Below are 15,810 nucleotides of genomic sequence, written 5' to 3'. Positions count from 1 at the left end.
TTGACGAAAAGTGAGCGAAGACAACAAAATTCCACTACCACCTCCGGCGGACGATTTTGAAAAGACTACGCCGAATATTCGTTTGCCTCAAAGCGATGCTCCCGCAAATGACTGGGACAAGACCAATTACAACTTTCCAAAACAGCCCGAAGCCGACGAGTGGGGCAAAACGCAGATAAATATCAGGCCGATCGATACGGGGAACCAGGATCTCGGAAAGACATTTTATCCCGGTGCCAAAGCTCCATCGACGCCTGAATGGGGCGTGACCGAAGCAAATGTGAGCGTCAACCCGGATGATTTCGGGGGCGGCAGCCAGGGTTATGACAAGACCACGCCCTACTTTCAGCTACCGGAGACGGAACGCGCCAAGTATCAGGACCTGCCGCCGACGCCTGCCGAAAAAGCTACACAGGAACAGCAGGAGGCAAAAGAAAAGGGCGGTGTTCCGGGTTGGGTCTGGGTTGCGGCGGGGCTGATGACGATGTTCTTTTTCGCGATCATCATCCTGGCAGTCGTTTACCTGTTTATCTTTAGGGATACTAGTTTTGAGGTGACGGTCAAAGGTGCTCCGCCAGGAAGTTCCGTGCAGGTGGATGGTTCGCCGCTCGGAGTGACCGACGAAGACGGCTCATTCCGCCTGCAGAACCTGAAAGCGGGCGAGCGTGAGATACAGGTGATCCATCCCAATTACACGTGCGAATCGCGGCGTGTGACGAGCAATAACGGCGTCGATCCCGAACCGATCATCGCCCGGTGCACGGCGGTGGCGGCGAAGGCAACGGACGATTGCGTCAATTTCAAGCAGGGCGACGACGACAAGGCCGAACGGTGCTACAACTCGGCACTCGATGCTCTCCCCGATCCATTCACGGTCGAGGATCTGGTCAAGGCGCTCAACATTCTCATAATCAATTTCGACAGCGGCAAATCTGACGTACCGCCCGTTCGTCTCGCTGCTCTGCAAAAAGGAGCGGGATATATCAAGAAACTGCCCGCCGGCGTAGTCCTCGAGGTCGGCGGACACACCGATAATGTCGGCCAGCCTGCATCAAATCAAACTCTATCGGACGCTCGTGCTGCGGCCGTAAAGAACGCGCTCGTAAAATTCGGTGTTTCGGACACAACTCTACAAACCCGCGGCTACGGCGCTACGAAACCACGTCCCGACTCCGACAACAACACCGACAACGGTCGTTATCGTAATCGACGTATCGAATATTCGGTCGTCAAGAAATGATCAAACCGCGACCGGGGCTGCGATCTTGCCGTAGCTTTCGTAATTCTGCAGCTTAAGATTCTCGAATTTGAAATGGAGCAGGCCGTCGAAGCCCGTAAGGGGTTCTGCGTCGACAAATTCCAATTTCGGTAGTTCGAGCGGTTGGCGACTCAGGAGTTCGTTTACCTGATCGAGATGATTTGAGTAAATGTGCAGGTCCCCGAAAGTATGTATAAAATTGCCAACCTCGAGGCCGCTTACGTGGGCGACGAGGTGCGTGAGCAGTGCGTAGCTTGAGATGTTGAACGGCACGCCGAGGAATGCGTCCGCCGAGCGTTGGTAGAGCTGACAGTGAAGCGTACGACCGCTTTCGACCTTAAACTGAAACAGCGTGTGGCACGGCGGCAGTGCAACGTCGTCGCAGACACGCGGATCCCAGCCGCTCACCAACAGCCGTCGCGAATTTGGATTGGTCTCGATCTCGCGGATCAAACGTGCGATTTGATCAATGCCATTCGTCTGCGGATAATCGCCGCCGAAGGAACGCCACAGGTAGCCATACACCGGCCCAAGATCGCCGATTCCCCTCCCAAATCTCGCTGTCTGTTCCTCAGTTGCCCACTCGGCCCAGATGTCGACGCCGCATTCGTTTAGCTCCTGCTCGCTTGTACTGCCGCTCAGGAACCAGAACAACTCTTCGGCTACCCAGCGAAACGGTACGCGTTTGGTCGTCACGATCGGAAAGCCTTCGCGAAGGTCGAACCGTGTTTGATAACCAAACGTCGAGATCGTCCCGACGCCTGTACGGTCCTCGTGCCGGACACCGTTATCGAGAATATGTCTTAACAGGTTATGATATTGCTGCACTTAGTGAATAGTAATTCGTGAAATGTGAATAGTAAATAGAAGCAGGTCAATTGTTGCCGTGCCGATAGATCTTGGTTCGCTTTACTAATTGCTAATTACGATTCACTATTTACTAGTATGCTTGAAGTCAGCTTTAACTCGCCGCAATGCGGATGGATGTCGATCGGGTTTGACGATGGTGTGACGGAGTTTCACACGACGACCGCGCATGCTCCGCACGCCGGGGCTTTGCCCGAGCTGATGCGGATATTGACTGAGCTTTCGGGCGATTCGACGGGTCCGCGAGAACGCTCGCTCAAATGGAACCGCGATCCGGAGGAGTTTGATTTTCGTTTCGTCCGCGAAGGCGACAAGATGCTTTTGCAGATCTATCAGTATCCGACCGACGACCGCTCATTTGCCGAACGCGAATTGGTTTTCACGCATTTGGACAGTGCTGAAAACGTTTGCGAGGCATTTGCCGTGACATTTGACCAGCTATACGCCGACCGCGAAACGGACGAATTTGAATTCAATTGGCGCCAACCGTTTCCGTTTACCGAATACGAGGAATTTAAGAAAAGAGTTAGTTAGCCACGAATCATACGAATAGCACGAAGGTTGATTTCGACCTAGTAGTGTCATTCGTGTAATTTGTGGCCAAACTTCCTATGAAAGAGAAATTACTAGATATTTTGGCATGCCCAACCTGCGGCGGTGATATTTTGCTCGCGTATGCGAGCAAATATGATGGTCGGGAGATAATCGAGGGTGTGCTGACGTGTAAAAAATGCACACGCGAATACAAGGTCGTTCGCGGGGTGCCTCGATTTATCGATCTCGCGAAAATCGAGGACGACAAGGCCGCGACGGCGGAGAATTTTGGTTGGCAATGGACCAATTTTACCCAGGAGGACCCGAAGTATAACGAGCAGTTTCTTGGCTGGCTGCAACCCGTAACACGCGAGTTCTTCAAGAACAAGGTCATTCTTGAAGGCGGTTGCGGCAAGGGCCGTCACACGAAGCTCGCTGCCGAGTGGGGAGCAACAGAAGTTGTTGGTATCGATCTCGGTGACGGAGTCGAAACGGCATTTGCAATGACGCGGGAAATGCCGAATGCACATATCGTTCAATGCGATATCTATAGATTACCGTTCAAGAAAGTGTTCGATTATGCATTCAGCGTCGGAGTGCTGCATCACACGCCGGAGCCAAAAAAGGCTTTCGTTTCGCTTGCCGGAAAAGTGAAAAAAGGCGGGCATATCTCGGCTTGGGTCTACGGTGCGGAGAACAACGAGTGGATCACGAACTATGTCGATCCGGTGCGAAATGGATTTACATCGCAGATCAGCCAACCGTTGCTCTATCAACTATCAAAGCTGCCGACGCTTAGCGTTTTCCTGACGACAAAGCTCTTCTATCGTCCGCTCAACGCCATTTCAAAACCGATCGCCAACAAACTGTTTTACAACGAATACCTCAACCACCTCGGCACCTTCGGCTGGCGGGAGCAGCACAATATCGTATTCGACCACCTCGTTGCTCCGACGGCGTTTTATATCTCAAAAAACGATTTCGCGTCATGGTGGGAAGAAATAAAGGCGAAGGACATTTCGATCATCTGGCATAATGAGAATAGCTGGTGCGGATTCGGGAGAATAAATTAACGACAGATAAAACACAGATATAGAAATGTGAAAACGGATTTGATCTGTGCTTATCGGTGTAGATCTGTGGCAGAAGACCCTTATGAGGTTTGATGAAGATATCGATAACAGATACCGCAAGTCGGTCGAGGATGCTTTTGCGACGATCTTGGCGAAGGGGAATGATTTTCATCGGCTGATGATGAGCGAGTTCATGGCTTCGAACATGTTGGTGCGCGTGCAGCCGGTGGGCGAGATAAATGCCTCTGGGATAACGGGTCTGATCAGCCCGATAAGGACCAATTTTAAGCTGATGACGGAGCGTCTGAACCTTCGCGAGGCCCTCGGTGAGGTGTACATATCGATCGCGGAAGAGACGATCGACACCGGCGGCCAACGCGGCTGCGAAGGTACATTTGTCCACGAAGGCCGTCACGCATACGATTTTGCTCAGACGCTGGAAAGCCTTTCGAACGCCGATTACAACCCGATCGGCATATTTAACCCAACGCTCTATGAGATGGAATGGGAAGCTCACAAAACCGCCGGCGATTACATGCTCTGCATCGGCAAGCCGGAATATACTGACGAAGGCCTCGAACTGATGATCCTTTGCACCGCCGACGGCGGCGAATGTGCAGTCAGTGACGACGGCATCAAACAGCGGCTGTTAGAGAGCTACGGCCTCGCACTCGACGGGAATCACGGAAAAACGGCAAGTCAAATGATGGGGATAGTGGTTTAGGATCTTTTTATGAATGCAACTTTGCCACAGGAAATGCAGCAGCATACATACGCTATCATGGACGAGATCGAGGTCTCGCATTGGTGGTTTGTCGGCCGGCGCGCGATCCTTGAGAGTTTTATCACACCAATTGCCCAGAAACTTGGCTCCCCGAATTCCTCACTCCGCATTTTGGATGTGGGATGCGGAACGGGAGCGAATCTTGAAATGTTATCGAAATTTGGCGAGGCCGAGGGAGTGGATGTATCGGATGACGCCTTGGAATTTTGCCGGCTCAAGGGCTTGAAAGTGCAGAAAGGGCTCGCTGAGAACTTGCCGTATGTGGATGAGACATTTGATCTGACAACGGCCCTTGATGTGGTCGAACATTTGGATGACGACGTAGCGGGACTAAAGGAGATGTTACGTGTGACGAAACGCGGCGGCTATTCACTTTTCTTTGTGCCAGCGTTTATGTGGCTATGGGGCGTGCAGGACGATATTTCGAATCACCGCATCCGATACACGAAAAAGCAGATCGTTGAAAGATTGGAAAAGGCGGGCTACACGATCGAGCGTGCGACTTTCGCCAACTGGACGTTCTTCGCCCCGATCCTCGGCGGTCGCGTTCTTATGAAACTGACTGGCCTCAAACCGAACTCCGAGAATAACATCAATGTTTCGGCGTTGAATGGCGTTTTCGGCAAACTCTTTGCCGCCGAACGGTTTTGGCTGCGAAAGTTGAACTTTCCCTTTGGTGTATCTATCGTCGTTGTCGCAAAAAGACGTAGTGTCAGGATGCGCCGGATGTCCATGATGATGAGCTTCGATCGGCTTTTATTCTGTCCAACCTGTTAGAATTAGCTCTTTTAGATGAATCAACCAGAAAACGTCAATCCGGATCTTTCACTGTTTCTTCCTGTTCTTGATGAGGAGGAAAACCTTCGCCCGATGCACGCAAAGATCTCGGCGGCATTGGACGCGCTTGGGCGGACGGCGGAGATTATATTTGTTGATGACGGGTCGACGGACACCAGCCTTATGATATTAAAGGAGATCGCAGCGGCGGACGAGCGGGTTCGCGTGATCTCGCTGCGGCGAAATTACGGTCAGACGGCGGCAATGTCAGCGGGGATCGACGCTGCCAAGGGCGACATCTTGATACCGATGGACGCCGATCTACAGAACGATCCAGCTGACATTAAACGCTTGCTCGACAAACTGGACGAAGGCTACGATGTCGTCTCCGGCTGGCGAAAGAACCGGCAGGACAAATTAATTTCAAGGAAAATACCTTCGCAGATAGCTAACCGCATCATCTCGTGGATCGGCGGCGTTCACCTGCACGATTATGGCTGCTCGCTCAAGGCGTATCGCCGCGATGTGATCCAGGACGTGAGGCTCTATGGCGAGATGCACCGCTTTATCCCGATCTACGCCGCCTGGGCCGGTGCCCGCGTTACAGAGATACCGGTCGATCATCACGCCCGCACGATGGGCAAATCGAAATACGGAATTTCGAGAACTATCAAGGTCGTGTTCGACCTGATCACGATCAAATTCATGGCCGAATACCATACTAAACCGCTTTATGTTTTTGGTGGTTTCGGGATGATCGCATTCCTAATCTCGCTAATTGCCGGTGTCTGGGCGATCGTGCTGAAACTCGCGTACGCCGTCTCATTCATACTCACGCCGTTGCCGGTCATTGCCGTCGTGATGCTCGCCATCTCAGTTCAATTCTTCCTGATGGGCCTGCTCGCCGAACTGCTCGTTCGAACCTATCATGAGTCCCAGGACAAGGCGATATATGCTGTGCGAGAACGGATCGGATTTAAGAATTGAACCGCAGATGAACGCAGATTAACACAGATCTTGTTGGTTCTCATATCTGTGTCCATCTGCGTTTATCAGCGGTTAATTGTTTTTATATGTGCGGAATTGCGGGTTGGATCAACCTGAAACAATCTAACAACTCGACGGAAGTTCGCGAGGATGTACTTCACTCAATGTGTGACAGGATCGTTCATCGCGGGCCGAATTCTGAGGGTTCGTGGTTGGACGACACGGTTGCATTGGGAATGCGGCGGCTATCGGTGATAGATCTCGAAACGGGCGACCAGCCTGTCTTTAACGAGGACAAGTCGGTTGTCGTGATGATGAACGGCGAGCTTTACAACTATCGCGAAGTACGCGATGAACTTGAAAAGAAAGGCCACAAATTCACAACTAGGTCGGACACCGAGATTCTGCCGCATCTATACGACGAGTACCGCGAAGATCTGGTCGATCATCTGAACGGAATGTACGCGTTCTCGCTTTGGGACACCCGGCGAAAAAAGCTCATCATCGCGCGCGACCGATTTGGCGAAAAGCCTCTTTACTACGGCGTTTTTGACGGCAAATTGATCTACGCCTCCGAACCAAAAGCGATCCTAGCGCATCCGTCGGTCAATCCGGAATTGAACCTCGACGCACTACGGCAATATCTCTCATACGACTACGTTCCGGCCCCGCATTCGATCTACAAAGGCATCTCAAAACTCCCGGCCGCGCATATGATGACCGTTGAGAATGGCGAGTTGAAGATCCGACGTTATTGGAATCAGACGTTCGAAAAGCCTGCGACGAAACCGACGATCGATGCCGCCGCATCCGACCTCAAAGATCTGCTCTCCGATGCTGTCAGAATGCGCCTTGTGGCTGATGTTCCGCTTGGGATTTTGCTCTCAGGCGGCATTGATTCGTCGACAGTTGCGGCATTCGCGGTGCATCACGCGACCGAGCGGGTTAAGACATTTTCGATCGGTTTTGAGGAAGATTCGTTTGACGAGACCAAGTACGCACGACAGGTCGCAAAACACCTAAATACCGAACATTATGAGGAACAATTAAGCGCGACAACCGCTGGAGATCTGATCACCGAGATCGGAACCTGGCTCGACGAACCGATGTCCGATGGTTCGCTGATACCGACATTTTTGCTCGCACAGTTCGTCCGAAAACACGTCACGGTCGCCCTTGGCGGGGACGGCGGCGATGAAATATTTGCGGGCTATCCGATGTATTACGCACATAAGGTGGCGAAGACTTACCGGTCGATCCCGAAGTTTTTGCGCACAGCTGTTATTGAGCCCACGGTGCGAGCCCTCCCGGTCTCGACCGAGAATATGTCGTTCGATTACAAGGCGAAACGCTTTGTACGGGCGGCTAATCTGGAGGCGGTCGAGAGGCATCATTCTTGGTTCGGTTCGTTTTCGACAGATGAACAATTGCAGCTGCTTACACCGGAAATACTTAGCGCGTCCGACGGCGACATTTATCGCGGGCCGCGTGAAATGCTGGGACTTTGCGATGCGGCCGACGAGATCGAGCAGATGCAGTTTCTCGACATGAATTACTACATGGCCGAGGACATTTTGACCAAGGTCGATCGTGCTGCGATGGCAGTTTCACTCGAGACGCGGGCACCATTCCTCGATCCGCGGGTCGTACAATTTGCCGCGGCCTTGCCGATCGAATATAAACTTAAAGGCAGCAACGGCAAGTATATTCTGAAGAAAGCGGTCGATGGTCTATTGCCTCAAACGATTCTGCATCGTCCCAAGAAAGGGTTTGGCATTCCCATTGCCGAATGGCTCAAGGGCCGGCTTAATCCGCTGATGCACGATTTGCTGTCGCTGGAAAGATTGCGTGAGCAAGGACTGTTCAGGTCGGAATACGTTCAAATGCTGATCCGCGAGCACGAGTCAGGTCGGGCCTCGCATCACAAACAGCTGTGGACGCTGCTCGTTTTTCAGCTTTGGTATGATAATTTTCTACCTTAGAACTTTGTGCGTACAAAGGTCGCTTTATCTGAGTTAATTGATACGCCCATACCGACGTCCGGGCTTCTGCAACGACGCGGATTCGCGTATTATTATCGTTATGGCAAGTCTCTACCCTGAAATTGAACCTTTTGACACCGGAATGTATATCGTGTCGGACATCCACACGATCTATTACGAACGCGTCGGCAATCCGAGTGGTGTACCGGTCGTGTTTTTGCACGGCGGGCCGGGCGGCGGCCTCGTGCCGCTTTACCGGCAGTTCTTTGATCCTGAGTTTTATCAGGTGATCTTGTTCGACCAACGCGGATCGGGCCGCTCCACGCCGCACGCCGAACTACGTGAGAATACGACGTGGGACCTGATCAAGGATATCGAATCATTGCGTGAAAAATTCGGCGTGGACAAATGGTGCGTCTTCGGCGGATCTTGGGGATCCACGCTGAGCCTAGCTTATGCCGAGACCCATCCGGACCGGTGTTTGGGTCTTGTGCTTCGCGGGATATTTTTGACCCGTAAAAAAGAGATCGAGTGGTTTTATCAATATGGGGCGTCTGAGATATTTCCGGATTTTTGGGAACGCTACCGCGATGAGATCCCTGAGTCGGAACGCGGCGATTTCCTCTCTGCCTATCACAAACGCCTCACGAGCGATGACGAGAAAACCCGCATTTCGGCAGCGCGTGCATGGAGCGTGTGGGAAGGTTCGACGTCAAAGCTGTATCCGGACAAAGACCTGATGGAACATTGGGAAGGTGAGCATGAAGCCCTGAGCCTGGCTCGGATCGAGTGCCATTATTTTACTAACAACTCTTTCTTCCCGACCGATAATTACCTGATCGAAAACGTCGGCAAGATCCGCGATATTCCGACGGTGATCGTCCAAGGTAGGTATGATGTCGTCTGTCCTATCACTTCGGCTTGGGAACTGCATAAGGCGTTTCCCGAGGCTGAATTTATCGTTATCCCGGACTCGGGCCATTCGATCTCGGAGAAGGGTATTTCGTCCGCATTGGTCGATGCGATGGACCGCTTTAAGTCGCGGCATCAATAATTTTGCGTGAATCTCAAGCAAATTAACGGTATGATGTGAATCGGCTATAAAATTCAGCGGCCAATTTGGTCAAGCACGCGTCCAAATACGCAGGAATAATAATATGAACTTCGGAACAACAGAAATTATACTAATCGTGGCGGTTTTGTTCTTACTGTTTGGCGCGACGCGTTTGCCGCAACTAGCAAAGTCGCTCGGTGCGACGCGTAAGGCATTCAAAGAAGGAATGCGAGAGGCTGAGGAAGAAGAAAAGGCAGAGGCCCAAAAGATCAACGCAAACCCGCCTGCTCCGCAGATCAACCAGCTGAGCGACGAAGCTCTCGCGGAAGAAATGCGTCGTCGGGGCGAAGTAAAACAGGCTAGCTAGCTTTTCTCGCCTGTCACCAGTGTTGCTTTCACCGTGAACCGGAAGGTCAGGTCGCCTTCTTCGGAGTCTATTAGCTGGGGAATTTTGGTCGTAATGCGGGCGAGGTCTTCTTCATTCATTGATTCAAGCCAGATCGGCATCAGGAAATCTTCTACCAGCGGCGACGCCACAAACTCAGCTCCATTTTCGTATTCAAATATCTCGACGGCCGTTTCGGTCTTGATGTTTACAAGGCCGGAACGTTCGGCGATCTCCTCGACGCGCGAAATTGTCGGGATCGCGGCGACTAGGCGTTCAACGGCGGCATTGTCCTCCGTCATTTCCTCGTTAAAAAGTACCTCCCAGATCACGGAAAATACTTCGCCATAACTGCCCGCGGCTGGCAAAAAGAAAGCCACATCCGCGCCATTTTTGGCAACCCGAACTGCATCGTCGATAAAATCGGCAAGCTCTGCGGGGCGGACAAATGTAGCGTCGGCAAGCACCGCGTCAAACGCATCGTCTTCAAATCTGATCGTCGAAAAATCTACGTTTGAATTAATAGCCGCAGCCTTGTCACGGGCGATCGAGAGTAGATCTTCGTTCTCACACGCTGCAAACACGTCTGTCTTGTCGCCGTGCCTTTCGGCGATCGCAAAGGCGTGGCTGCCGGTTCCGGCGTTCAGATAGAGAAGGTTTTCGGCCCCATTGAGCTTGATATGCTTATCGACGTGTTCGGTAAAGCGGTTCGTCCAAGCGTCTTCGATGTAGAGGTCGCGAAGGAACGCGAGTTCTTTTTGAGTTTTCATCATCCTTTTCAAAGGATAGTGTTTTGAAAAAAGCAATGCAAAAATGGGGTTTCAATACCAGATAACGCTGCCGCTTGTCCACGCGTTGTGTTCGAAGAACGTCAGTGGTGACGAACGTCACTGATTGGTTCCACTGAAGACGGACAATTATGTTGTAGATTTGCGATCTTTGAATGATTGAAACGGAGGGGAAGGCAATGAGAGGCTCAAACGACCTAAGAATCGGCGTTGCTGGACAGAACAGGCTAAGGACTGGGATATCGGGGGCTCTAACGCTTTTCGTCGTGACACTTGTCCTCATCACAGGACTCGTGGGCTCTGCGAAATCACAAGCCCAACAAAAGGGCTCGTCGATCGTCATACACGACACGACAAACCCGAGTAATGGCGGCGAAGGAGCGACCCAGTCCTTAAGGAATGAGATCGGGGCCGCACTAGAAAGAGAGAAACCCTGCGTCGAAACGATGGACGACCAGGACATACGCGATGCGATCAAGGACGAGCGTGAAGGTGAGATGCTCGAGGGCACAGATTCTAACGAAGCCCTGAAAAACCTTGGCGATCGTATGGGTTCGAGCATGGTAATGTCCGTGACGGCGATACCCGGTCCCGGCGGCTCATTAACATATTCAGTTTTCGTGATGGACACGCAGTCCGGCAAAACCGTGGCTCGTGAAATGGGCTCGGACCCGAAACAACTGGCAGAAAAACTCGTCAAAGAGCTTGGCCCATATCTTGCCGACAGCTGCAAACCGCATTGGGTCGGAACGGTCGAATACGTCTATTCGTTCAACGAATCAAAGCAAAAGAATGATGCAGGGCCCATGCGAACTGCCTCACGGAATACGAAACGCACCTTGACGGAAACCTCGAATATGCAAACGAGCATCGAAGCGACGATTCTTAGTCCGGCATCAGGAGCTAAATATGTCAATTCGATGACCGCACGGGTTAGACAAAGGGCCAATTTCACATTTCAGAAAAAGTCGAGTACTTCCGGTGAACTGTATTGCCGTGAGCCAGGAAAGAATCCGTACTTCAAGGGTTTCAGCGAAGAATTTACCGAAACTACCACTCAGTTAGGCCAGGGAACAGATACGATGCCTGTTAGCATCTCGATCGATGATGACGGCAATTATACCATCAACGTGTCAGCGCCCGGCGGTGTCTTGCTGGGAAAATTTGAAACATACCGCAATGCGACCGGCTGCGGTTCGGCAGTTCCTGCGCCCTCGACGGATGCGGTGAGTTTGCCTGAGGGGAAACTTCAAGCGACAAGCTTTGATGCCGTTGGCAAAACCGATCCAAAAAACCGAAACGTACTGAGTGGTACACAAACGTCCCCTGACGGCCGATCCAAAACAACGTGGAAGCTTCGCCTTGTGAAGCCAAAAGGTAAGTGACACGTTCAACGATTTATTAATGACAATATTCAAGCACCCGCTTTGAACTCATCTTTCATAAACATCCGGTCGAGCCAGAGGTTTGTCAACTTTTCCTGAATACTGTTGGCCCGAAGACGGTCGTTCAGGTTCTTGAAATCTACAAAATCAAGGTGTTGATCCTGGTTGAAGCACGAGAAAACAAAGAACTCTTCGCCGGTGTGTGGGTTGACGTGACGCTGCAGGCATTGGGCACAGACCTCTTTCATCATGCATTGCATGGGCGAATTTATCGAGCCGATGGCGGTGTGATTCTCGTTGAGGTACGGTTTAAGTGTCGTGTGACGGGCCTCGCGGACACCGTTCATCATGCGGTCCGAACCGATGGCGATTATGCGGTTAACATCTTTCAAGTCAACCGCTTGTGTGCCCAATCGACCTTCTGCGTATGCAATCATTGCCTGGACAATGTTGCCCCGGAAATGTGCGTCCTGTGGCCTCGCGGGCACGATCTCGTTGCCAAAGTCGGTCGCCCAGACGACCTCGTCCGTCGCATTCTCGATCTCCTCGCGTTTGAACAGGTCTGCTCCGTTCTTATAGCCGGCGAAATAAACGACCTTGTTGTTCTTCTCTCTAAGTGCACGTGCGATCGAGAACAGAACTGCGTTGCCGAGCCCGCCGCCGGCTAGCAAAACTGTCTCATTCTCCGTGATCTCGGTCGGAGTTCCGGTTGGGCCCATTACCAGTACTTCTTCGCCTTCTTTCAGCAACTGGCAGAGGCGAGACGATGTTCCCATTTCGAGAACGATCATCGAGAGCAGGCCTTTTTCTTCATCGACCCAAGCTCCGGTGAGAGCCAGGCCCTCCATCATCAAACGTTTACCGTCGATGACCGGTGCGGTCGTTTCAAAATTCTGCAATCGGTAAAACTGTCCGGGCTCAAATTTACGGGCCTGAAGCGGAGCTTTGACCACGACATCGACGATTGTCGGGGTCAGCCGATCAATCTTGACAACATATGCCCTTAGTTGCTCGTCAAGTGTGGCTTCGAGTTTATCGAAGATCGAGTCTCGTTCGCTTTGCGGCAGAACCCCTTGAGCCGTGAGCTCATCGGCAAAGATCTCGACGACCTTAGGATAGCCATGCTTTGCCGACGCCATCGCTTTGACGACGTTTCCAGCGTAGGTCGGATGGTTGTCGCCATAATAGCTGATGAACTTGCCGTCGTGCTCGTACGATGTGAAAAATCCCGCTTCGCCTTTCGGCGTTTCGACCACATCCTGTTTTCCGTCGCCATCCCTTTCTACCTTGAACGGCTGGAAAAACTGCCGCCATTCGTCCATATTGAATGTGCCGGGCTTTTCCTTTTCGTATATAACATTCGGGCTGGTGCCGGCGGCGACGCACACAGTTCGAGCAGGAAATTCGTGTGTTTCCGCCGTGTTTTCAAATTTTCCCGTTTCTGCGATGTAATCGAGACGCTCAAAAATGATGGCTTTGACCGCACCGTATTCATCGGGCACTGCCTCGGTCGGGCTCATGCATTCGACGAAATCGATGCCTTCTTCGAGAGCTTTCTGGACCTCTTCATGATTCAGGCGATATGCGGGCGAATCCTGCAAACGCTTGCGATAAACAAGTGAAACGCCGCCCCAACTGCGTACTAACGGGACGAAGTTCGGCTCCTCGCCAAGCGCCGCCGCCCGGGCCCGCTCGGCACGGATCTCACGGCCATGTTCGAGGAATTCCTGCAGGACGCGGAGCTCCTCTTCGTCAAAAGCCTCCATGGCCTTTTCCTCGCCAAACTCGGCAACAACATGTTCGTATTTGCCGAGCATTTTCTCGACCTGAACGGGATAATATGCAAAAAGCTCTGTCGCCGTGTCGATACCGGTCAATCCGCCGCCAATGACAACCGCTGGCAAGCGAACCTGCAGATTCGATAGTGTGTCTTTCTTAAAGGCACCGGTTAGCTGCAGCGACATCAAAAAATCAGATGCCTGGCGAATTCCGCGAATCAGATTATTCTTCATCGGGACGATCGTCGGCCGTCCGGCTCCGGTCGCGATCGCGATGTGGTCGAACCCAAGGTCCCACGCGTCCTCGATCGTCAGCGTGCCGCCAAACCTGATTCCGCCGTACGGACGAAACCGCTTGCGACGCGTCAGCATGAGCTGGATCATCGTTAGGAAATTCTTGTCCCAGCGGACCGTAATGCCGTATTCGGAAACGCCCCCGAAACCGGACAAAATGCGTTCATCGAGGTTTTCGGTGATCTCGTCGATGTCTTTGATCGGTTTCGGGCAAGATTTGCCGTGATCTCCCGTCCACTCAGTCGGCAGCGGTTCGATCTTGAGGCCGTCGATCCCAATCACGCCGAAACCTTCGTTCAAAAGGTAATGCGATAACGTGTAACCGGCAGGCCCGAGGCCGACGACCATGATGTTTTTGCCGTTATAGGGCAATGTGTACGGGCGTTGAGCGTTGAGCGGATTCCAGCGTGTGAGCAGGCTGTATATCTCGAAGCCATAGGGCAGCTTCAACACATCAGTGAGCGATGCAGTCTCGGCTAGTGGAATGTTTACGGGTTCCTGCTTCTGGAATATGCAGCCCTTCATGCAATCGTTGCAGATCCGGTGGCCGGTGCCGGCGCACATCGGATTGTCGATCGTGACGAGAGCAAGCGAGCCGATCGCGTCGCCCTGCTTCTTGAGCAAATGCATCTCGGAGATCCTTTCGTCGAGCGGACAGCCCTCGGTCTTGATGCCGAGCGGATTACGATGCGCTGAGCCGTCCTTTTCGTGAAGTCCAGTTCGGCACGCGTCCTTTTCACGCTCGTGACAGATCATGCAGTAGTCGATCTCGTAGAGAGCGTCGCGCATCGTGCCGCGATCGTCGGTCAGCTTAAAACCGTCGCGCTTGCGAAGGATGTCTTCGCCGCCGCGCATTATGTTGTGCAATTGCGGCTTGGGATGAATAAGATGAACAAGATTTTGGTAATCGAGGGCGTGCGGGACCTTAAAGCTGTACCACTTTTTCGATTTACTGGCGAACGCGGCCGCGGCCCACGCCTCGATAACCCGCAACGCGGCCCGAACCGTGAGGAGATCGCCGGTCGCATTTTCCTCGATCACATATTGCGAAAAGAGCTTGCCGAAAACTTCGTCTTTGAGCTTTTCGTAGGCGGCCGTTATTTTCTGAATCGTCGCCGCAACCGACTCGTCAGCTTCGTGAACTTCGCCGCCATCGCTTGAAATGTGCGTAAAAGCCTCTTCTGCATCGAGTAGCCGGCAAGTCATTTCGGCGATCGAAAGTTCCTCGTCGTGAATAAGCGTGTCGTTAAATGCAGTATTGCGAAGCTGCGTTACAGCTGAACAAAGCTGCGATTCGTTTAGCTCGGAGAGTTGCTCGGGTTTATATTTTTTGCCCGCCCGGCGTTGGACAAAGAACTTGAATTTCCAAACCGGATTTTGCGTTAAGATCGTGCGCGAAAGCTCGCCTTTTTCTCTATCGATATTGAAAAGCTTGCCGACGAAATCAGAAAGGAACGGAGCGGCGTCGGTCAGGATCTTGGATTCGACTTTTCGTTCAAATCCTTCGCCGCGTGCCGCTATGTATTTAGCAAGGGCAGTGTGCAGGACCGGCTCCTTTTCTGCCACTTCGGCGTAAAATCTCTCGGCGAGCTCTTTCAATTTCAAGGCATCGAAGAGGTCCGAAAACCTGAAGCCGTCAATACCTAACTTGAGATCAAATTCCGCTGCCGCTGTATATCTATTCACACCAACTGTCATATCTGTTAACAAATCCGCATTTTCGGGTGCAGAGTGTAATTGATTAATATATCACTTTCGCTCGACAGCTAACAAAACTGATGCCTTTGTGATGGCATCGCAAGCAATGAAACAGGCGTAAATATCAAAATTGCTAGTGAAATGTGACGCCGAATGTGGTATAAAG

13 protein-coding genes are annotated in these 15,810 nt (G+C 52.1%); 10 read left to right on the top strand and 3 right to left on the bottom strand.

Going from position 1 to position 15,810, the window contains the following annotated elements; genetic code table 11:
- Positions 1–10 precede the first annotated feature (10 nt).
- Complete coding sequence (locus tag IPK01_06175; GenBank protein ID MBK7933078.1) at positions 11–1,240, top strand: OmpA family protein; 1,230 nt, start codon at positions 11–13, stop codon at positions 1,238–1,240.
- On the opposite strand, the gene IPK01_06170 is transcribed toward IPK01_06175, so the two are convergent.
- Positions 1,241–2,086, bottom strand: a complete 846-nt coding sequence (locus IPK01_06170; GenBank protein MBK7933077.1) for a thymidylate synthase — start codon at positions 2,084–2,086, stop codon at positions 1,241–1,243.
- A gap of 117 nt (positions 2,087–2,203) precedes the next feature.
- Between IPK01_06170 and IPK01_06165 the strand changes: the two genes are divergently transcribed.
- The 8 genes from IPK01_06165 to IPK01_06130 all read left to right on the top strand — a co-directional run bounded on the left by IPK01_06165 (position 2,204) and on the right by IPK01_06130 (position 9,683).
- The gene (locus tag IPK01_06165; protein ID MBK7933076.1) at positions 2,204–2,659 is read left to right on the top strand and encodes a hypothetical protein; all 456 of its coding nucleotides are present in this window, start codon (positions 2,204–2,206) and stop codon (positions 2,657–2,659) included.
- Positions 2,660–2,736: 77 nt separating this feature from the next.
- The gene (locus IPK01_06160) at positions 2,737–3,732 is read left to right on the top strand and encodes a methyltransferase domain-containing protein (GenBank protein ID MBK7933075.1); all 996 of its coding nucleotides are present in this window, start codon (positions 2,737–2,739) and stop codon (positions 3,730–3,732) included.
- A gap of 82 nt (positions 3,733–3,814) precedes the next feature.
- A complete protein-coding gene (locus tag IPK01_06155) occupies positions 3,815–4,456 on the top strand; it encodes a hypothetical protein (GenBank protein ID MBK7933074.1) in 642 nt (213 codons plus the stop codon).
- A 9-nt stretch (positions 4,457–4,465) separates the two neighbouring features.
- A complete protein-coding gene (locus IPK01_06150) occupies positions 4,466–5,293 on the top strand; it encodes a class I SAM-dependent methyltransferase (protein ID MBK7933073.1) in 828 nt (275 codons plus the stop codon).
- Between the two features lie 15 nt (positions 5,294–5,308).
- On the top strand, positions 5,309–6,280 hold the full coding sequence (locus tag IPK01_06145; GenBank protein MBK7933072.1) for a glycosyltransferase family 2 protein: 972 nt from the start codon (positions 5,309–5,311) through the stop codon (positions 6,278–6,280).
- Positions 6,281–6,366: 86 nt separating this feature from the next.
- A complete protein-coding gene (asnB, locus tag IPK01_06140; protein ID MBK7933071.1) occupies positions 6,367–8,262 on the top strand; it encodes an asparagine synthase (glutamine-hydrolyzing) in 1,896 nt (631 codons plus the stop codon).
- Positions 8,263–8,362: 100 nt separating this feature from the next.
- Positions 8,363–9,316: a prolyl aminopeptidase gene (gene pip / locus IPK01_06135; GenBank protein ID MBK7933070.1), complete on the top strand. Its 954-nt coding sequence runs from the start codon at positions 8,363–8,365 to the stop codon at positions 9,314–9,316.
- Between the two features lie 103 nt (positions 9,317–9,419).
- Positions 9,420–9,683, top strand: a complete 264-nt coding sequence (locus tag IPK01_06130; protein MBK7933069.1) for a twin-arginine translocase TatA/TatE family subunit — start codon at positions 9,420–9,422, stop codon at positions 9,681–9,683.
- Here IPK01_06130 and IPK01_06125 read toward each other — a convergent pair.
- Positions 9,680–10,471, bottom strand: a complete 792-nt coding sequence (locus IPK01_06125; protein MBK7933068.1) for a class I SAM-dependent methyltransferase — start codon at positions 10,469–10,471, stop codon at positions 9,680–9,682. The genes IPK01_06130 and IPK01_06125 overlap by 4 nt on opposite strands.
- 197 nt (positions 10,472–10,668) lie before the next feature.
- On the opposite strand from IPK01_06125, the gene IPK01_06120 reads away from it, so the two are divergent.
- The gene (locus IPK01_06120; protein MBK7933067.1) at positions 10,669–11,874 is read left to right on the top strand and encodes a hypothetical protein; all 1,206 of its coding nucleotides are present in this window, start codon (positions 10,669–10,671) and stop codon (positions 11,872–11,874) included.
- Between the two features lie 29 nt (positions 11,875–11,903).
- Here IPK01_06120 and IPK01_06115 read toward each other — a convergent pair whose 3' ends face one another.
- Complete coding sequence (locus tag IPK01_06115; GenBank protein MBK7933066.1) at positions 11,904–15,644, bottom strand: FAD-dependent oxidoreductase; 3,741 nt, start codon at positions 15,642–15,644, stop codon at positions 11,904–11,906.
- Between the last annotated feature and the right edge of the window lie 166 nt (positions 15,645–15,810).

Source organism: Acidobacteriota bacterium (assembly GCA_016713675.1).
In the GTDB taxonomy this organism is placed as follows: Bacteria; Acidobacteriota; Blastocatellia; order Pyrinomonadales; family Pyrinomonadaceae; genus OLB17.
Note: the sequence above shows the minus strand (reverse complement) of the source record. Positions and strands in the feature narration are given on the sequence as shown.

Coding starts and splice junctions, on each gene's coding strand:
- IPK01_06165 (MBK7933076.1), top strand. CDS start 2,204: ATGCTTGAAGTCAGCTTTAACTCGCCGCAATGCGGATGGATGTCGATC.
- IPK01_06160 (MBK7933075.1), top strand. CDS start 2,737: ATGAAAGAGAAATTACTAGATATTTTGGCATGCCCAACCTGCGGCGGT.
- IPK01_06155 (MBK7933074.1), top strand. CDS start 3,815: ATGAGGTTTGATGAAGATATCGATAACAGATACCGCAAGTCGGTCGAG.
- IPK01_06150 (MBK7933073.1), top strand. CDS start 4,466: ATGAATGCAACTTTGCCACAGGAAATGCAGCAGCATACATACGCTATC.
- IPK01_06145 (MBK7933072.1), top strand. CDS start 5,309: ATGAATCAACCAGAAAACGTCAATCCGGATCTTTCACTGTTTCTTCCT.
- asnB (MBK7933071.1), top strand. CDS start 6,367: ATGTGCGGAATTGCGGGTTGGATCAACCTGAAACAATCTAACAACTCG.
- pip (MBK7933070.1), top strand. CDS start 8,363: ATGGCAAGTCTCTACCCTGAAATTGAACCTTTTGACACCGGAATGTAT.
- IPK01_06130 (MBK7933069.1), top strand. CDS start 9,420: ATGAACTTCGGAACAACAGAAATTATACTAATCGTGGCGGTTTTGTTC.
- IPK01_06125 (MBK7933068.1), bottom strand. CDS start 10,471: ATGAAAACTCAAAAAGAACTCGCGTTCCTTCGCGACCTCTACATCGAA.
- IPK01_06120 (MBK7933067.1), top strand. CDS start 10,669: ATGAGAGGCTCAAACGACCTAAGAATCGGCGTTGCTGGACAGAACAGG.
- IPK01_06115 (MBK7933066.1), bottom strand. CDS start 15,644: ATGACAGTTGGTGTGAATAGATATACAGCGGCAGCGGAATTTGATCTC.